Annotated in this window: 17 protein-coding genes; 10 read left to right on the forward strand and 7 right to left on the reverse strand. The window is 72.3% G+C overall.

The window, feature by feature from the left end:
- Positions 1 to 68 precede the first annotated feature (68 nt).
- On the forward strand, positions 69 to 1,775 hold the full coding sequence (locus OG899_RS14775) for a glycoside hydrolase family 55 protein (RefSeq protein WP_189427802.1): 1,707 nt from the start codon (positions 69 to 71) through the stop codon (positions 1,773 to 1,775).
- Here the strand turns inward: OG899_RS14775 and OG899_RS14780 are convergent.
- The gene (locus OG899_RS14780) at positions 1,742 to 2,611 is read right to left on the reverse strand and encodes an AraC family transcriptional regulator (RefSeq protein WP_125497152.1); all 870 of its coding nucleotides are present in this window, start codon (positions 2,609 to 2,611) and stop codon (positions 1,742 to 1,744) included. The genes OG899_RS14775 and OG899_RS14780 overlap by 34 nt on opposite strands.
- On the opposite strand from OG899_RS14780, the gene OG899_RS14785 reads away from it, so the two are divergent.
- Entirely contained in the window at positions 2,610 to 3,065 is a 456-nt protein-coding gene (locus tag OG899_RS14785; RefSeq protein WP_125497151.1) for a DUF2000 domain-containing protein, read from the forward strand. The genes OG899_RS14780 and OG899_RS14785 overlap by 2 nt on opposite strands.
- A gap of 37 nt (positions 3,066 to 3,102) precedes the next feature.
- On the opposite strand, the gene OG899_RS14790 is transcribed toward OG899_RS14785, so the two are convergent.
- Positions 3,103 to 4,395 carry an MFS transporter gene (locus OG899_RS14790; RefSeq protein ID WP_168131701.1) on the reverse strand — a complete coding sequence of 431 codons (1,293 nt, stop codon included), beginning with the start codon at positions 4,393 to 4,395 and terminating at the stop codon, positions 3,103 to 3,105.
- A gap of 162 nt (positions 4,396 to 4,557) precedes the next feature.
- On the opposite strand from OG899_RS14790, the gene OG899_RS14795 reads away from it, so the two are divergent.
- Positions 4,558 to 5,319, forward strand: a complete 762-nt coding sequence (locus tag OG899_RS14795) for a phosphoglyceromutase (protein ID WP_125497149.1) — start codon at positions 4,558 to 4,560, stop codon at positions 5,317 to 5,319.
- Positions 5,320 to 5,472: 153 nt separating this feature from the next.
- On the opposite strand, the gene OG899_RS14800 is transcribed toward OG899_RS14795, so the two are convergent.
- The gene (locus OG899_RS14800; RefSeq protein ID WP_406311052.1) at positions 5,473 to 6,447 is read right to left on the reverse strand and encodes a site-specific integrase; all 975 of its coding nucleotides are present in this window, start codon (positions 6,445 to 6,447) and stop codon (positions 5,473 to 5,475) included.
- A 71-nt stretch (positions 6,448 to 6,518) separates the two neighbouring features.
- Here OG899_RS14800 and OG899_RS14805 point away from each other — a divergent pair, with 71 nt between their 5' ends.
- Positions 6,519 to 6,896, forward strand: coding sequence for a DUF4440 domain-containing protein (locus OG899_RS14805; protein ID WP_125497148.1), 378 nt, complete (start codon positions 6,519 to 6,521; stop codon positions 6,894 to 6,896).
- Positions 6,897 to 6,984: 88 nt separating this feature from the next.
- On the opposite strand, the gene OG899_RS14810 is transcribed toward OG899_RS14805, so the two are convergent.
- The 3 genes from OG899_RS14810 to phoU all read right to left on the reverse strand — a co-directional run bounded on the left by OG899_RS14810 (position 6,985) and on the right by phoU (position 8,933).
- Positions 6,985 to 7,482, reverse strand: a complete 498-nt coding sequence (locus OG899_RS14810) for a lamin tail domain-containing protein (RefSeq protein WP_168131702.1) — start codon at positions 7,480 to 7,482, stop codon at positions 6,985 to 6,987.
- Positions 7,483 to 7,962: 480 nt separating this feature from the next.
- On the reverse strand, positions 7,963 to 8,118 hold the full coding sequence (locus OG899_RS14815; protein WP_168131703.1) for a hypothetical protein: 156 nt from the start codon (positions 8,116 to 8,118) through the stop codon (positions 7,963 to 7,965).
- 125 nt (positions 8,119 to 8,243) lie between these two features.
- Entirely contained in the window at positions 8,244 to 8,933 is a 690-nt protein-coding gene (gene phoU, locus OG899_RS14820) for a phosphate signaling complex protein PhoU (RefSeq protein ID WP_125497146.1), read from the reverse strand.
- A gap of 208 nt (positions 8,934 to 9,141) precedes the next feature.
- Between phoU and OG899_RS14825 the strand changes: the two genes are divergently transcribed.
- Both OG899_RS14825 and OG899_RS14830 read left to right on the forward strand, forming a co-directional pair.
- Complete coding sequence (locus tag OG899_RS14825) at positions 9,142 to 10,557, forward strand: cell wall metabolism sensor histidine kinase WalK (protein ID WP_185867815.1); 1,416 nt, start codon at positions 9,142 to 9,144, stop codon at positions 10,555 to 10,557.
- Entirely contained in the window at positions 10,554 to 11,234 is a 681-nt protein-coding gene (locus OG899_RS14830; RefSeq protein ID WP_125497145.1) for a response regulator transcription factor, read from the forward strand. The genes OG899_RS14825 and OG899_RS14830 overlap by 4 nt, the downstream gene beginning before the upstream one ends.
- Before the next feature lie 172 nt (positions 11,235 to 11,406).
- Here the strand turns inward: OG899_RS14830 and OG899_RS14835 are convergent, their stop codons facing one another.
- Entirely contained in the window at positions 11,407 to 12,090 is a 684-nt protein-coding gene (locus OG899_RS14835) for a copper chaperone PCu(A)C (protein WP_168131704.1), read from the reverse strand.
- A gap of 727 nt (positions 12,091 to 12,817) precedes the next feature.
- Between OG899_RS14835 and OG899_RS14840 the strand changes: the two genes are divergently transcribed.
- From OG899_RS14840 to OG899_RS14855, 4 genes are all read left to right on the forward strand, one after another.
- Positions 12,818 to 13,300 (forward strand): CarD family transcriptional regulator, encoded by a 483-nt coding sequence (locus tag OG899_RS14840; RefSeq protein WP_003953493.1) that lies wholly within the window; start codon positions 12,818 to 12,820, stop codon positions 13,298 to 13,300.
- Between the two features lie 311 nt (positions 13,301 to 13,611).
- Positions 13,612 to 14,376 (forward strand): 2-C-methyl-D-erythritol 4-phosphate cytidylyltransferase, encoded by a 765-nt coding sequence (gene ispD, locus OG899_RS14845; protein ID WP_125497142.1) that lies wholly within the window; start codon positions 13,612 to 13,614, stop codon positions 14,374 to 14,376.
- A complete protein-coding gene (gene ispF, locus OG899_RS14850) occupies positions 14,366 to 14,923 on the forward strand; it encodes a 2-C-methyl-D-erythritol 2,4-cyclodiphosphate synthase (protein WP_406311053.1) in 558 nt (185 codons plus the stop codon). Before ispD ends, ispF begins: the two co-directional genes overlap by 11 nt.
- A gap of 114 nt (positions 14,924 to 15,037) precedes the next feature.
- Positions 15,038 to 15,442: a PPOX class F420-dependent oxidoreductase gene (locus OG899_RS14855; RefSeq protein WP_125497141.1), complete on the forward strand. Its 405-nt coding sequence runs from the start codon at positions 15,038 to 15,040 to the stop codon at positions 15,440 to 15,442.
- Positions 15,443 to 15,494 lie beyond the last annotated feature (52 nt).

Raw genomic sequence — 15,494 nt, forward strand, 5'->3', positions numbered from 1 at the left:
GCATGCTCACGGCCAGCACATTCCTGAACAGCGTTCATGTGCATGAATTTCTGGAAGGGGTGGCGGCCATGACCGACGCGCACCGGGACACCGGGCGGCTGACCAGACGGACCCTCCTCACGGGCGCCACCGCCGTGGCCCTCGGCGCCACGGCCGGCCGGGCGGCCGCCGCCCCCGACCGCACCGGGCGGGCGGCGGCGGGACGAACGCACCAAGTCCCCGCGCTGTGGCGGGAATTCACCCGCACCCCCCTCACCCACCCGCAGATCCCCTACATCGGCCGCGCCGGATACCGCGCCGGCACGGCCCGCCTCCCACGCCCCCGGATCGTCGCCGACGTCACCGACTACGGCGCCGTCCCCGACGGCACCACCGACTGCGCGCCCGCCGTCAACCGCGCCCTCGCCGAGGCCGGCCGGGCCGGCGGCGGCACGGTCCTCGTCCCGCCCGGCACCTACCGCATCGACGGCCTGATCCGCATCGGCCACTCCGGCGTCGTCCTGCGCGGCGCCGGCAGCGGCCGCACCACCCTGTACGCCACCAAGAACCTCACCGAGCTGATCGGCGTCTACGGCTCCCGCTACGGCGGCGACAAGTCGTCCTGGTCCTGGGCGGGCGGCCTGATCTGGCTCGCCCCCGAGGCCCGCTGGAACTCCCTGGTGGCCGCGATCCGCGCCCAGGCCTGGCCGTTCGAGGGCTGGACCGGCAACCGGCGCGACGAGTGGACCACCCTGACCACGCTCGCACCGGCCCGGCGGGGCGACCGGACGGTGACCGTCGCCGACCCCTCCCGGCTGCACCCCGGCCGACTGGTCCTGCTGCGCCTGGCGGACGACGCGGACCACACCCTGCTGAAGCACATGGCGGGCGGCGGCCCCGGACCCGAGACCTACGACTGGGACGACAAGACCAAACTGCTCTCCTACGTGCCCTACGAGTGGCCGGTGCGGATCAGCCGCGTCCACGGCCGCACCGTCACCCTCGAACGCCCCCTGCCGCTCGATGTGCGCCCCGCATGGGAACCGCGGCTGACCACCCACGTCGAGGAGCTGACCGGCGCGGGCGTGGAGGGCCTGACCCTGGAAGCGGTGGAGACCGAGCAGTCCCCGCACCTGCTCGACAAGGGCTACAACGGCGTGGTCCTGCAGTGCGCCTACGACTGCTGGGTGGACGACGTGACCGTCCGGCACGTCGACAACGGCTTCGGCCTGGTGGCCGCCTCCGCCTGCACCCTGCGCCGCACCCGCGTCGCCGGCCGCGGCTCCCACCACCCGTACTTCTGCCGCGAGGGCTCCCACGACAACCTGGTCGAGGACTTCACCATCGAGCAGCGCACGGTGCCCGCCCCGCCCGGCACCCAGCTGCACGGCATCAACGTCGAGGGCCTGTCCTCCTCCAACGTCTGGTCGCGCGGCGAGATGCAGATGGGCACCTTCGACTCGCACCGCGGCCTGCCCTTCGCCGACGTCCGCACCGACATCACGGTGAACAACGACGGGCAGCACGGCGGCGACGCCAGTGCCGGCCCGCTCTTCGGCGCCCGCTTCACCCACTGGAACATCCGCGTCACCAACGGCCGCGCCGGCCTGATGAAGATCGACGGCCTCGCCCCCTGGTCGGCCACCGTCGGCATCAACGAGGTCACCGAGTTCGGCCAGATCGACGTCCCCGACTTCACCGGCGACCTGCACTCCCGCCTGGAGCTGTACGGGACGACCGACGTGGTGCGCCCCCGCAACCTCTACGAGGCCCAGCGCGCGCTGCCCGTCCGGTAGCGCCCCGGAGTCACCCCGACCAGCTTCTTGAAGTGCCGGGTGAGGTGCGCCTGGTCGTAGAACCCGGTCACCGAGGCCACCTCGCCCGGCGGCACCCCGTCCAGCAGCAGCCGCCGGGCCCGGCCGATGCGGCGGGACATCAGGTACTGGTGCGGGGCGATGCCGTACGCGGTGCTGAACGCCCGCACCAGATGCGCCGGATGGGCGTGCAGCAGCCGCGCCGCCTCCTCGAGCGTGACCCCGGCCGCCACCCGCGCGTCCAGCAGCTCCCGCAGCTGCCGGGCCAGCGCCGGGTCCCGGCGTGGCGGGGCGGGGTCACGGCGCGTGAGATGGACGCGCAGCCGCTCGGCGACCAGGGTCAGCCGGCTCTCCGCCTCCAGTTCGTCGCCGGGCCGCCCGAGCGCGGCGTGCAGCTGCCCCACGCGCCGCCGCAGCAGCGGATCGGGCAGGTCCGGCCCGTCCACGGCGGCCCCGATCAGCCCCGCGCTCAGCCGGCTGCCGTCCAGGTACACCACACGCTTGCGGAATCCGTCCGGGGTGGCCGGGGAGCCGTTGTGCGGCACGTGCGGCGGCAGCAGGGTCACCGTGCCGAGCGGGGTGCCGTGCTCGTGCCGGTCCAGGTCGTAGCGGACGGCGCCGTCGTCCACGATCAGCAGCGTCCAGGCGTCGTGGACGTGCATCGGGTAGGCGTACTCGGTGAAGCGGGCGTGGAACACCTCCACGACACCCGGGACCCGCGGACGCCACGCGGAGACTTCGGCCTGTTCGGCCCGTTCGGCGGCCACGCAAAGAACGTACAAGACCCGTCGCACGGCCGCCGGGCAGTCTCGGTCCATGAACACCGAACCGAACCAGGCCGCCGACGCACCGCTCCCACCGGTCCGTTTCGACACCAAGATCGCCGTGCTGCTGCGCGAGGACCTGCAGACCTGGCAGCGGCTGAACGTGACCGCCTTCCTGGTCAGCGGCCTGGGCACCGAGATCCCGGAGGTCGTCGGCGCCCCCTACGAGGACGCCGACGCGGTGCCCTACCTGCCGATGTTCCGCCAGCCGGTCCTGGTCTTCGAGGGCTCCAAGGAGACCCTGGCCCATGCCCACACCAAGGCCCTCGCCCGCGCCCTGCCCCGCGCGGTGTTCACCTCCGACCTGTTCACCACGGGCAACGACCGCGACAACCGCGCCGCGGTCCGGGCCGTGCCGACCGCCGAGCTGGACCTGGTCGGACTGGCGGTCCACGGCCCGAAGAACGCCGTGGACAAGGTGCTGAAGGGGGCCCGGATGCACCCGTGAGCCGGAAGCCCGCTCGCCGCAGACCGCCCCGGACCGCTCAGCCGCCCTCGGCGACGACCCCCGACGGCGTCCCCGTGGCCGGGGCCTGCGCCGCCGAGGCCTCCTCGGCTCCCTCGGCCGGCGCCTCCGGAGGCAGACGCCGCATCAGGGCCGCGTACCCGAGTCCGGCCGCCGTCCCGACCGCCGCGCACAGCCCCCACAGCCAGCCGGAGCCCAGACGGTCGATGACCGCGCCGGACATCACCGGGGCGACCAGGGCGGCCAGCGCCCAGGACAACGAGTAGACCCCCTGGTAGCGGCCGCGCCCGTGCACCGGGGAGAGCCGGACGACGAGCCCGGTCTGGGTCGGCGCGTTGATCATCTCGCCGAGGGTCCACACGCACACCGTGAGCGCGATGACACCGACCGACCCCGCGAACGCGGTCAGCCCGAGCCCCCACCCGGCGAGCAGCGAGGAGACGAGCAGCAGCCGACGCGGATCGCGGTGCTCGATGAGCCGGGTGACGGGGATCTGCAGGGCGACGATCAGCACCCCGTTGAGGGCGATCGCCAGGCCGTAGTCGGCCGGGCTGAACCCGGCCCGGCCCATCGCGACCGGCAGACCGACCATCCCTTGCTGGAACACCAGGGCGACGAGGAAGGACAAGGTGACGACGCCCATGAACCGCCCGTCGCGCAGCACCGTCCCCAGCCGCACCTCGTCGCCCGCCTCCTCGCTCGCGCCGGAACCGGCGGCCGGACGCGACTCCGGCAGCGTGAGGAAGACCACGACCGCGCAGACGAGCGTCATGCCCGCCTCGATCAGGAAACCGGCGAGATAGCTGACCTCGGCGACGAACCCGGCCGCCGTGGAGGAGACGGCGAAACCGAGGTTGATCGCCCAGTAGTTCAGGGAGAAGGCCCGGACCCGGTCCTCGGGCCGCACGATGTCCGCCATCATCGCCTGCGCCGCGGGCCGGGAGGCGTTGGAGGCCACGCCGACGAGGAAGGCCACGACGGCGATCGCCACGGGACCGCGCATGAACCCGAGCAGCGCGACGAACACGGCCGTGGCCACCTGGGCGACCAGCAGGGTGGGCCGGCGTCCCAGCCGGTCGGCCATCACCCCGCCGCCCAGGGAGGCGACGACCCCGCCCAGCCCGTGCAGCGAGACGACCAGACCGGCGTAGAAGGCGGAGTACCCGCGGTCGAGGGTGAGGTACAGCGCCATGAACGTGGCCACGAAGGAGCCGAGGCGGTTGACCAGGGTGCTGATCCACAGCCACCAGAAGGCCCGGGGGAGCCCGGAGACGGTGTCGAGCGCGGCACGCCTGAGACTGGCGACGGACATGGACGACGACCCCCGGGGCTGCGAAGCGGTAGGCGAGGCGACAGGCGGGCACACCGTACGAGAGCCTGCTGTGACGGGGCCACTCATTTGCCGGGGAGCGTCAAACGTCCGCCTGCCGGGCGCGGGGACAGCGTGCCGAATGCGTGCTTTAGGCTCGGAAGCATGGCCGACGCACCGTACAAGCTGATCCTCCTCCGCCACGGCGAGAGCGAGTGGAACGCGAAGAACCTGTTCACCGGCTGGGTGGACGTCAACCTCAACGACAAGGGCGAGAAGGAGGCCGTCCGCGGCGGTGAGCTGCTGAAGGACGCCGGCCTGCTGCCCGACGTGGTCCACACGTCCGTCCAGAAGCGCGCCATCCGCACCGCCCAGCTCGCGCTGGAGGCCGCCGACCGCCACTGGATCCCGGTCCACCGCTCCTGGCGCCTCAACGAGCGCCACTACGGCGCCCTCCAGGGCAAGAACAAGGCCGAGACCCTGGAGCAGTTCGGCGAGGAGCAGTTCATGCTGTGGCGCCGCTCCTACGACGTCCCGCCGCCCCCGCTGGACCGTGACGCCGAGTACTCCCAGTTCTCCGACCCGCGCTACGCGTCGCTGCCGCCCGAGCTGCGCCCGCAGACGGAGTGCCTGAAGGACGTCGTCGCCCGCATGCTGCCGTACTGGTACGACAGCATCGTCCCCGACCTCCGCGCCGGCCGCACCGTCCTGATCGCCGCCCACGGCAACAGCCTGCGCGCCCTGGTCAAGCACCTCGACCAGATCTCCGACGCCGACATCGCGGGCCTGAACATCCCGACCGGCATCCCGCTCTACTACGAGCTGGACGCCGACTTCCGCCCGGTCACCCCCGGCGGCAAGTACCTCGACCCGGAGGCCGCGGCCGCGGCCATCGAGGCGGTCAAGAACCAGGGGAAGAAGAAGTAAGCGCCCACGAACAAGCCCCCTGCCTGCGGTTTTCTCCGCGAGCAGGGGGCTTGTCGCTGCACCGGGGCCGTCGCTGGGCCGTGAACGGGATTCCGGGCCGTTGCCGAGCGATTCTGTGTGCCTCGACGGACAGCGACGGGCCCGCTGTGCCGGTCACGCCTCTCGGTGGTCGAAGAGCGAAGCCACAGCCTTACGGGTCCGTTCCTGGCTGGACGGCATCAGGTGTGCGTACACACGGAGCGTCAGGCCCGGATCCGAGTGGCCCAGGTACTCGGCGCGGGCTTTGATGCTCTCACCCGCGCCCAGGAGCACCGAGGCGTAGAAGTGGCGCAGCGCGTGCATGCCGTTCTCGCGTGACTCCGCGTACGGCTGGCCTCGCTCGGGCACGGGGATGACGCCGGCTGCGGCGAGCGCGGGTTTCCACGCTTCTTCATCGAGGGACGTCCGCCAAACGTGCCCGCCACGCGGTCCGGTGAAGATCAACCGCTGGGTCACCGGGGGCCCGTCCGCCACCTTCCACGGCAAGGTGATCTCGACCGGCGGGAACCGCTTCATGTGCTCCCGAAGCGCGTCGGCGACGGGACCGGGAAGCGGCACATCCCGCAGCTTGCCGCCCTTCGGAGGCGCGAACACGGCCTTGCTGCGGCTCGGCTTCAGTTGCTGGACCACGTGGAGCGTGTCCGACTCGAAGTCGATCGCGTCGACGGCGACGCCCAGGATCTCGCCCTGCCGCAGACCACAGCCGGCGCCCAGATCGACCATGGCACGGTAGCGCTCAGGCATTGCGGCGCGCACGGCGAAGACGCGTTCCGGCGTCCAGGGGACGATGCGCTTGTTGTCGACGGTCGGCGGCCGGACCGAGCGGGCAGCACACGGGTTTCGGGGAAGGTGCCCGTCGTCCACGGCCGCGTTCAGGACGGCGCGGACGTCGGAGAAGATCGTCCGGGCGTACGACCCGCGGACACCGTTCTCCTGGAGCTGCCGCACCCAGTCGCGGATGTGGGCAGGCTGGAAGGAGCCGAGCGGACGCGAGCCGATGTAGGGAAAGGCATGCAGCCGGAGCTGCGATTCCGTCGTGGCTCGCTGCCCCTTCAGGGGTCCAGAGCGTGGACGACGGTGACCCCGCACGCCATACGTCCCGGGGGCTGAGCTGACCGGGTCGTTCCCGCCGCCGCACGCCGTCCGTAGGCTGTGCGCGCATGGCCGAGGAAGACGAGAGGGACGACAGGGCCGCGGTACGCGCGGCCGTCGACGGGGAGTTGCGGTTGCTCGATCCCGGGGTGCGGGCCCGTCCGGAGGCGGTGAGGGAGTTGCTGGACCCGGAGTTCGTCGAGGTCGGGGCCTCGGGCCGGAGATGGGACGCGGAATCGATCCTGACGGTGACGAGCTCGGGCGCGGTGTCCGAGGACCGGCCGGTCGAGGTCTCCCGGATGTCGGGCGTGGTGCTCGCGCCGGGCGTCGTGCACCTGACGTACCTCAGTGACCATCAGGGGCGGCGCGCCTGGCGGAGCTCGCTGTGGCGGCTGACCGAGGGCAGGTGGCGGCTGTACTACCACCAGGGGACGCCGACCGACTGAGGCAGCCGCCCCGCAGCCAGGACAGGGGCCCCCGCTCCCGGTGACCTTGTGGGAGTCCGGCGAGCGGGGGCCTGAGGGGCGGGGTGGATCAGTGAGGGCCGCCCCAGGTGAGCGCGTCGACGAAGCGGTGCCGGTCGTCGCGCAGCACGGCGGTGTCGCCGTGCCGGTCCCAGACGGAGCTGCGGCGGTCCTGGAAGAGGTCGGTCCGGGTGTCGCGGCCGTAGCCGCTGTGGACGCGGACCGTGGCGCCGCCGTCGAGCCGGTAGTGGCGGAAGGTGTAGGTGTGGCCGTGCCGGTCGGACAGTGTCCAGCCGTCGAGGTCGACGGCGCGTCGGCTGCGGTTGCTGATCGCCACCCACTCCCGGTTCAGGGAGAGGATCGCGCGGTGGTCGAGACGGTTGCGGTGCTCGCGGTGCGCCCGGTGCTCGGGGTTGAGATGGACACCGCTGATCACCACGGCGTGGCGGTGGGTGCGGTGGGTGTGGTCGGCCGCGGTGGCCGGCAGTGCCGTCGCTCCCAGCAGGGCCGCGGTCGCGGCACCGGCAGCGGTCAGGCGACGGACGGTCGCGGAGCGGGAAGCGGACACAGGCTCTCCTGATGCGTGTGCGTAGGTCCGTGGGTCCTGCGGGGACCGAGTGGTCACCCTGCGCACAGCCTGGCCGCCCAAGCGGAGAAATCGGGCATGTACGCGCGCGGTGTTACCAAGTGTGGGGGGAATGATGACCTTTTGAGGGGAATGGGTGGGGTCGGTGGCTGCCGCTGTCGGGCGGGTCGGACGGTCCGGACGGTCCGGACGGGGACGAACGGGAAGAGCGGGCTGCCGCATGCAGCAGGGCCCCGGCGTGGAGCCGGGGCCCTGCGGACGACGGCGACGACAGAGGGCGGAGGTCGGAGGGCAGACGGCAGACGGCGGTGCGCGGCGCCGTGGCCCATCGGCCGGCCGCCCGGTCGGCCCGAGCCCATCGGCTCGATCGGTCCCAGCCGTCAGCCCGATCAGCCCATGCCCGGTGAGCCCGGTCGCCGGCCGGTCAGCCCGGTCGACCCGGTCAGCCGGCCGGTCCGGTGGTCAGCCGCACTGGCACGAGCCGCCCGACTGGCAGCCGCAGCCGCAGCCCGAGCCGCAGCCGCAGGAGGCCAGCAGGGGCAGGCTCCTGATCTCGGCGGGCTGGTCGGTGTCGCGGCTCTGCGCCGGGTTCGGCGTCACACGGGGAGATTCGGCCATGGGTCCCTCCTTCAGGGCGGATGCGTGTGCGAACATTGCATGCCCGGTTGCTGACATTGCATGCCTGGTCAGCCGGGGCGCGTCAACGGCGCACGGTGGCTCACGATCGGGCCACCGGCGGTCCGCTATGCCCCCTCGGCGCCGGTCGGCGGCAGGACGTCCGGCCGATGCTCGGCGGCGTGCTCGCCTGTGACGAGGTACACCACCCGCTTGGCCACCGCCACCGCGTGGTCGGCGTAGCGCTCGTAGTAGCGGCCCAGGAGGGTGACGTCCACCGCCGTCTCGATGCCGTGCTGCCAGCGGCCGTCGATCAGGTGCTGGAACAGGGTGCGGTGCAGCAGGTCCATCGCGTCGTCGTCCTGCTCCAGTTGCAGTGCCAGGCCGATGTCCTGGGTCACCAGCACCTCGGCCGACTTGGCCATCAGTCGCTGCGCGAGCTGGCCCATCTCGAGGATCGTGGCGTGCAGGTCGTGCGGGACCGCGCGCTCGGGGTACCGCAGGCGGGCGAGCTTGGCCACGTGCCGGGCGAGGTCGCCGGAGCGTTCCAGGTCGGCGGACATGCGCAGCGAGGTGACGACGATCCGCAGGTCCGTCGCCACCGGCTGCTGGCGGGCCAGCAGGGCGATCGCCCGCGCCTCCAGGTCGTGCTGCAGTTCGTCCACTGTGCGGTCGGCCTCGATGACGCTCTCGGCCAGGGCCAGGTCGGCGTCGAGGATGGCGGTGGTGGCGCGTCCGATCGCCGATCCCACCAGCCGGGCCATCTCCACCAGACCGTCGCCGACGGAGTCCAGTTCCTCGTGGTACGCGTCCCGCATCGTCGGATCCCTCTCGTGCCTCGTCCTCGGGCCGCACCCCCTGCCTCGTCCCGGTGGGCCCACGCGGCTACGGTCGGGGGTCCACGCGTCGGTGTCCGCGCCCGCCGGTGAACCGTTCCTGGCCCCCAGGTGAACTTCCGGCGACGAGTGTCCGAGCTCGCACCCGGACGGCTGTGGGCATGTCCCGTCCCGTGCCTAACCTGTGGGTATGGACGTGAACGCGGCGGTCGCCGCAGCGGCAGCGATCGCCGGCGTGCTCACCGGTGTGATCGCGATGCTGGCGCTCCGTTTCAGCGAGCGTGAGCAGAGCCGTCCCACACGGACCTCCCCGCACACCGAGCCCGTGCTCCCGCCCGGGGTCGACACCGTCCTGTCGGTGCTGCGTTCCTCGGCGGTCGTCCTCGACGAGTCCGACGCCGTCGTCAAGGCCAGCTCCGCCGCCTACGCCCTCGGACTGGTCCGCGGCGGACGGCTCGCCGTCGAGCCCATGCTGAAGATGGCCCGGGAGACCCGGCGGGACGGGGAGATACGGCAGGTGGAGCTGGACCTGCCCCGGCGGGGCACCGGGCGGGGCGAGTCCCTGGCCGTCTCCGCCCGGGTGGCGCCGCTGGGATCGCGGCTGGTGCTGCTGCTGGTGGAGGACCTCACCGAGGCCCGGCGGATCGAGGCCGTCCGGCGGGACTTCGTCGCCAATGTGAGCCACGAGCTGAAGACGCCCGTCGGTGCGCTGTCCCTGCTGTCCGAGGCGGTCATGGGGGCCGCGGACGACCCGGAGGCCGTGCAGCGCTTCGCCGGCCGGATGCAGGTGGAGGCGACCCGGCTGACGAACCTGGTGCAGGAGCTGATCGACCTCTCCCGGGTGCAGAACGACGACCCGCTGGAGGACGCCGAACCGGTTCCCGTGGACGAGCTGGTCGCCGAGGCCATCGACCGCTGCCGGCACCAGGCCTCCACCAAGCAGATCGCCATGACCACGAACGTGCCCGTGCCCGACGGCGGCGCCGACGGCCCGGACGGGCAGCCGGCCGGTGCCGGCAGCGGCCTGGCCGTGTGGGGCAACCGGGGCCAGCTCGCCGCCGCCCTGGGCAACCTCGTGGAGAACGCCGTCAACTACTCCCCGGCCCGCACCCGGGTCGGCATCGCGGTGCGGCGGGTGTCCGCGCCCGGCGGGGACCTCATCGAGATCGCCGTCACCGACCAGGGCATCGGCATCTCCGACAAGGACAAGGAGCGCATCTTCGAGCGCTTCTACCGCGTCGACCCCGCCCGCTCCCGCGCCACCGGGGGAACCGGTCTGGGGCTGTCCATCGTCAAGCATGTGGTCGCCTCCCACGGCGGGGAGGTGACCGTGTGGAGCGCCGAAGGCCAGGGCTCCACGTTCACCCTGCGGCTGCCCGAGGCCGGCGCGGGCCCCCGGCCCCGGAAGAGCGCGGGCCGTGCCGCAGGCCGTGAGCAGCGCGAGCGGCCCGCCCTCGACGACGAGGCCGGCTCCGGCGCCGGTGAGGCCGCCGGAGCCGCCGCTTCCGCCGATCCTGCCGCTTACTCCGCTTCCTCGCCCCCCGCGTCCCCGTCAACCACCTCATCACCGTACGAACCGCTTACCGCCCCGGAGGTCCTTCCGTGACCCGAGTGCTCGTCGTCGAGGACGAGGAGTCCTTCTCCGACGCACTGTCGTACATGCTCCGCAAGGAGGGCTTCGAGGTCGCCGTGGCGGCCACCGGCCCCGACGGGCTCGACGAGTTCGAACGCAACGGCGCCGACCTCGTCCTCCTCGACCTGATGCTGCCGGGGCTGCCCGGCACCGAGGTGTGCCGCCAGCTGCGCGGCCGTTCCAACGTCCCCGTGATCATGGTGACCGCGAAGGACAGCGAGATCGACAAGGTGGTCGGCCTGGAGATAGGCGCCGACGACTACGTCACCAAGCCGTTCTCCTCGCGGGAGCTGGTCGCCCGGATCCGCGCGGTGCTGCGCCGGCGCGGCGAGCCGGACGAGGCCGCGCCGACGACGCTGGAGGCCGGCCCGGTCCGCATGGACGTCGACCGGCATGTGGTCACCGTCTCCGGCACCAAGGTCGATCTGCCGCTGAAGGAGTTCGACCTGCTGGAGATGCTGCTGCGCAACGCCGGCCGGGTGCTGACCCGGATGCAGCTGATCGACCGGGTCTGGGGTGCCGACTACGTCGGCGACACCAAGACCCTCGACGTCCACGTCAAGCGGCTGCGGGCCAAGATCGAACCGGATCCGGGGGCGCCGCGTTATCTGGTGACGGTGCGCGGCCTCGGCTACAAGTTCGAGCCGTAGAGCGCGCGGCCCCGGCGTCACGCACCCGGTCCGGCGCCGTGTGCGGCGGGTGCCTCGGACGGCCGGGTGCCTGAGACGGCCGAGGGCGGCACTCCCGGGTGGGAGTGCCGCCCTCGACTGCGGTCTGCGGGAATCGTCCGGACGCGGCCGGCCGGTCCGTGGCTCGACCCGGTCAGTGGCTCGACGCCGACTGGGACGCGGAGTCGCTCGGGTCGGCCTCGCCGGTCTCGGAGCCGGCCGGGGAGCCCGACGCGGAGTCGGACGGCGCCTGCGACTGCTCCGGCTTGCCGGACTCACCGGCGGTGGCGGTGGCCGTCGGGGCCGGGGCGCCCGCCGCACCCGGGATGCTGCTCGGGCCCCACTTGTCGAAGTAGCTCTCGGCCGGGACGACGTAGGCGCGCAGGCTCACGTCGCCGTCCTTGCTGAAGGTGAACGTGACCTTCTGGGCGTTGCCGTCCTGGACGCTCTCGCCTAGGTCGGGCAGGGCGGCGGAGGCGTTGCCCTTGCCGCCGATGATCAGGGAGCCGTTGGCCGGGATGGTCAGCTTGCCCTTGCCGGAGGCCGGGGTCAGCTGGGCGTCGCCGGCGCCCGCGACGCGGACGGCGTCCAGCGTCTGGTCGGTGTCGCCGTTGTTGAACACCGTCACCGCGACGACCGCGGGGCCCTTGGTCTGGGTGCCGGGCTGGGTGATGATCACCGCGTTCTGGACCCTGATGTCGCCGACCGTGGTGGCCGCGTTGTCCGGCTTGATCTGAAGCGTCTGGGCGTCGTTGCCGGCGCCGCACGCGGCGAGCGAGGCGATCGAGAACGCGATGGCGGCGGCGGCAAGGGCGCCGCGTCGAAGGCTGCTGCTCACGGCGGCGGCAACTCCTTGTACGTGGGCGGTCCAGGGCGGCACCTGATAAAGCCACCCTAAGTGTCTGTCAGCGGCCTTAGGGTACCGAGCCGTTCTCCGGGCATCGCACCCGACCCGCCTCTCGGCGTTCCGAACGCCCTTGGGAGCGCTCCCGCGCGGGCCTGGGAGCGGGCCGTGCACGGCTTCGCGCCGCCCCCATTGCCGCGCCTTCGTCCGTCTTTCGCATAAGCGCCCCGAGCAACTGGTGTGGCGTCCGTGTTCTCCCGTGCTCTCGCCTTGCGCCCTCCTCTCGGGGATTTCTCCGCAAGGCCGCGGTGAAGGGGGCCGGGAAGGCGGGCGGAAGGAATGCGCGGCGAGTGCCGGAATTGATCACCAGGCGGCCGCTCGGGGTGGTGTCGCGCAGACCGTGATCAATTCCGGATTCGTCCGGGAACCGACGCACGGCCGCCGAACGGAGTAGCGGAAGTCATGCGCGCGGGGGCGGATGAATCAGGACATACCGCCGATCGGGCGGGTGGCCGGAGGCATGTGACGCGCGTGTTGCGTCGTGCCGGAAGAACCCCTCCGACCTGCGGATACCTGTCGGCGGGCGGGGCACGGAAGGTGGCCGAAGCACGCCCCGCGCACTGTTGTCAAGCCCCGAGATATGCTCTGACCTGCGAAAACGCCATTCAGAAGACGGCGTATCCGTGTTACCCTGGATAGCCACGGAAGGGGTACCTGTCACATGACGTTCAAGGTTGGCGACACCGTGGTCTATCCCCATCACGGGGCCGCGCTGATCGAGGCCATCGAAACTCGCCAGATCAAAGGCGTGGACAAGACCTACTTGGTGCTGAAGGTCGCCCAGGGTGACCTGACGGTGCGTGTGCCAGCGGACAATGCGGAGTTCGTCGGCGTGCGTGATGTGGTCGGACAGGACGGACTGGACCGGGTCTTCGAGGTGCTGCGCGCACCGTACGCCGAGGAGCCCACGAACTGGTCCCGTCGCTACAAGGCAAACCTGGAGAAGCTCGCCTCGGGTGACGTCATCAAGGTGGCGGAGGTCGTGCGCGACCTGTGGCGCCGTGAGCGCGAGCGCGGACTCTCCGCGGGTGAGAAGCGCATGCTCGCCAAGGCGCGCCAGATCCTGGTGAGCGAGCTGGCCCTCGCGGAGAACACCAACGAGGACAAGGCCGAGGCGCTGCTCGACGAGGTCCTCGCGTCCTGACCCGACGCGAGGCGACGAACGGTACGACACCCGCCTGACGTTCCTTCTGTCAGCACAGCATGATGCCGCGGTGCCCGTGGACGCGAATCCGTGTCGCCGGGCGCTGCGGCATGTGCGCATCCGCGCATGAAGCGGTGCACAGCACGCCGGAGGGTGAGGGGCGTGCGACGGGGAGTGGTCCCCCCGGTACTGTGTGCCGGGCCGGGGCAGCCGGCTCGACCGGGGTCACGGAAGGGTCCGGTCAAAGGCGTCTCGTCCGGCACGGGTGGCCATACCCAGGCCGGGCCCGCTCACAAACCTGACAGGAACCGATGTCTGACGAATCGCGTCCCCTCGCCGCGGGAGCCCGGAGCGAGGCCCCCGTCGCCGCCGTGATCCCGGCCGCCGGCCGGGGCGTGCGCCTCGGTCCGGGCGCTCCCAAGGCGCTGCGCACGCTGGGCGGCACGCCCATGCTCATCCACGCCGTCCGTGCCCTGGCGGCCTCCCGTGCCGTCCGTCTGGTGGTGGTCGTCGCCCCGCCGGAGGGCACCACCGAGGTGAAGTCCCTGCTCGACGCGCACGCCCTGCCCGAGCGCACGGACATCCTCGTCGTGCCGGGCGGCAGCTCGCGCCAGGAGTCGGTCCGGCTCGGCCTGCAGGCCCTGCCTCCCGGCCACGACATCGTCCTGGTGCACGACGCCGCCCGCCCGCTGGTCCCGGTGGACACCGTGGACGCGGTCATCGAGGCGGTCCGGGCCGGGGCACCTGCCGTCGTCCCGGCGCTGCCGCTCGCCGACACCGTCAAGCAGGTCGAGCCGGCCGCGGCCCCCGGCGAGCCCGAGCCGGTCGTCGCCACCCCGGACCGCTCGCTGCTGCGTGCCGTGCAGACCCCGCAGGGCTTCGACCGGGCCACCCTGGTGCGCGCCCACGAGACCGTCACCACCGATGTGACCGACGACGCGAGCATGGTCGAGCAGCTCGGCGAACGGGTCGTGACCGTCCCCGGGCACGAGGAGGCGTTCAAGGTCACCCGCCCGCTCGACCTGGTCCTCGCGGAGGCGGTCCTGGCCCGGCGGAGGCTCACCGATGGCTTCTGAGCAGCAGGCACCGACGGCTTCCGAGCAGCAGCGACAACGGACGGCCCCGGAGCGGCCCGTGGTGGAACCACTGCTTCCGCAGGTGGGCATCGGCACCGACATCCACGCCTTCGAGGAGGGCCGCGAACTGTGGTGCGCGGGCCTGAAGTGGGAGGGCGAGGGCCCCGGGCTGGCCGGGCACTCCGACGCCGACGTCGTCGCGCACGCCGCGTGCAACGCGCTGTTCTCCGCCGCCGGGCTCGGCGACCTCGGGCAGCACTTCGGCACCGGGCGCCCGGAGTGGTCCGGCGCCTCCGGGGTGACGCTGCTGACCGAGGCGGCCCGGATCGTGCGTGAGGCCGGCTTCCGCATCGGCAACATCGCCGTCCAGGTCGTCGGCCCCCGGCCGAAGATCGGCAAGCGGCGCGAGGAGGCGCAGAAGATCCTCTCCGAGGCGGCCGGCGCCCCGGTGTCCGTCTCCGGTGCGACCACCGACGGGCTCGGCTTCCCCGGCCGGGGCGAGGGGCTGATGGCGGTCGCCACCGCTCTCGTGGTGCGAGTGGGCTGACGCGGTGAGGACGGGCGGTACCGGCCGGCGCGGGGCGTGTGAGCCGGCAACGGGCGTGGAAGGTACCCGCACAGCCACACCGTCACCATTCGACTCACCAGGACCGGAGGGTGCATGTCCGCCGTACTGTCCGACCGTCTGAAGAACCTGCTCGACAGTCCCGTGTTCGTCACCGTCGGCACCGTCCAGCCGGACGGCAGCCCGCAGCTGTCCCCGGTGTGGGTCAAGCGGGACGGTGACGACCTGCTGATCTCCACCACGGTGGACCGCCGCAAGAAGAAGAACCTCGACCGGGACCCGCGGATCAGCGTCGTCGTCGTGGACCCGCAGTCCCCGTACGAGTACGCCGAGATCCGCGGCACCGCGGAGATCACCACCGAGGGCGCCCGCGACCTGATCGACGAGCTGTCGGTGAAGTACACCGGGAAGAAGTACGCGGAATTCAACCCGGCCTCGGTGCACGACGCCGACCGGGTGATCGTGCGGATCCGGCCCACCAAGGTCGTCGGACGGCTGTGAGCGGTCCGGCGCGGAGCGTGACCTGCTCCCCGATGGGGGGAAAGGGCGCAAG

The organism is Streptomyces thermoviolaceus (assembly GCF_045209695.1).
In the GTDB taxonomy this organism is placed as follows: Bacteria; Actinomycetota; Actinomycetes; order Streptomycetales; family Streptomycetaceae; genus Streptomyces; species Streptomyces thermoviolaceus.

What these genes read in the sequence shown, in the direction of transcription:
- OG899_RS14815 (WP_168131703.1), bottom strand. Translation starts at nt 8,118, where the DNA reads ATGGCCGAATCTCCCCGTGTGACGCCGAACCCGGCGCAGAGCCGCGAC.
- OG899_RS14780 (WP_125497152.1), bottom strand. Translation starts at nt 2,611, where the DNA reads ATGGACCGAGACTGCCCGGCGGCCGTGCGACGGGTCTTGTACGTTCTT.
- ispF (WP_406311053.1), top strand. Translation starts at nt 14,366, where the DNA reads ATGGCTTCTGAGCAGCAGGCACCGACGGCTTCCGAGCAGCAGCGACAA.
- ispD (WP_125497142.1), top strand. Translation starts at nt 13,612, where the DNA reads ATGTCTGACGAATCGCGTCCCCTCGCCGCGGGAGCCCGGAGCGAGGCC.
- OG899_RS14775 (WP_189427802.1), top strand. Translation starts at nt 69, where the DNA reads ATGACCGACGCGCACCGGGACACCGGGCGGCTGACCAGACGGACCCTC.
- OG899_RS14825 (WP_185867815.1), top strand. Translation starts at nt 9,142, where the DNA reads ATGGACGTGAACGCGGCGGTCGCCGCAGCGGCAGCGATCGCCGGCGTG.
- OG899_RS14840 (WP_003953493.1), top strand. Translation starts at nt 12,818, where the DNA reads ATGACGTTCAAGGTTGGCGACACCGTGGTCTATCCCCATCACGGGGCC.
- phoU (WP_125497146.1), bottom strand. Translation starts at nt 8,933, where the DNA reads ATGCGGGACGCGTACCACGAGGAACTGGACTCCGTCGGCGACGGTCTG.
- OG899_RS14790 (WP_168131701.1), bottom strand. Translation starts at nt 4,395, where the DNA reads ATGTCCGTCGCCAGTCTCAGGCGTGCCGCGCTCGACACCGTCTCCGGG.
- OG899_RS14795 (WP_125497149.1), top strand. Translation starts at nt 4,558, where the DNA reads ATGGCCGACGCACCGTACAAGCTGATCCTCCTCCGCCACGGCGAGAGC.
- OG899_RS14785 (WP_125497151.1), top strand. Translation starts at nt 2,610, where the DNA reads ATGAACACCGAACCGAACCAGGCCGCCGACGCACCGCTCCCACCGGTC.
- OG899_RS14805 (WP_125497148.1), top strand. Translation starts at nt 6,519, where the DNA reads ATGGCCGAGGAAGACGAGAGGGACGACAGGGCCGCGGTACGCGCGGCC.
- OG899_RS14855 (WP_125497141.1), top strand. Translation starts at nt 15,038, where the DNA reads ATGTCCGCCGTACTGTCCGACCGTCTGAAGAACCTGCTCGACAGTCCC.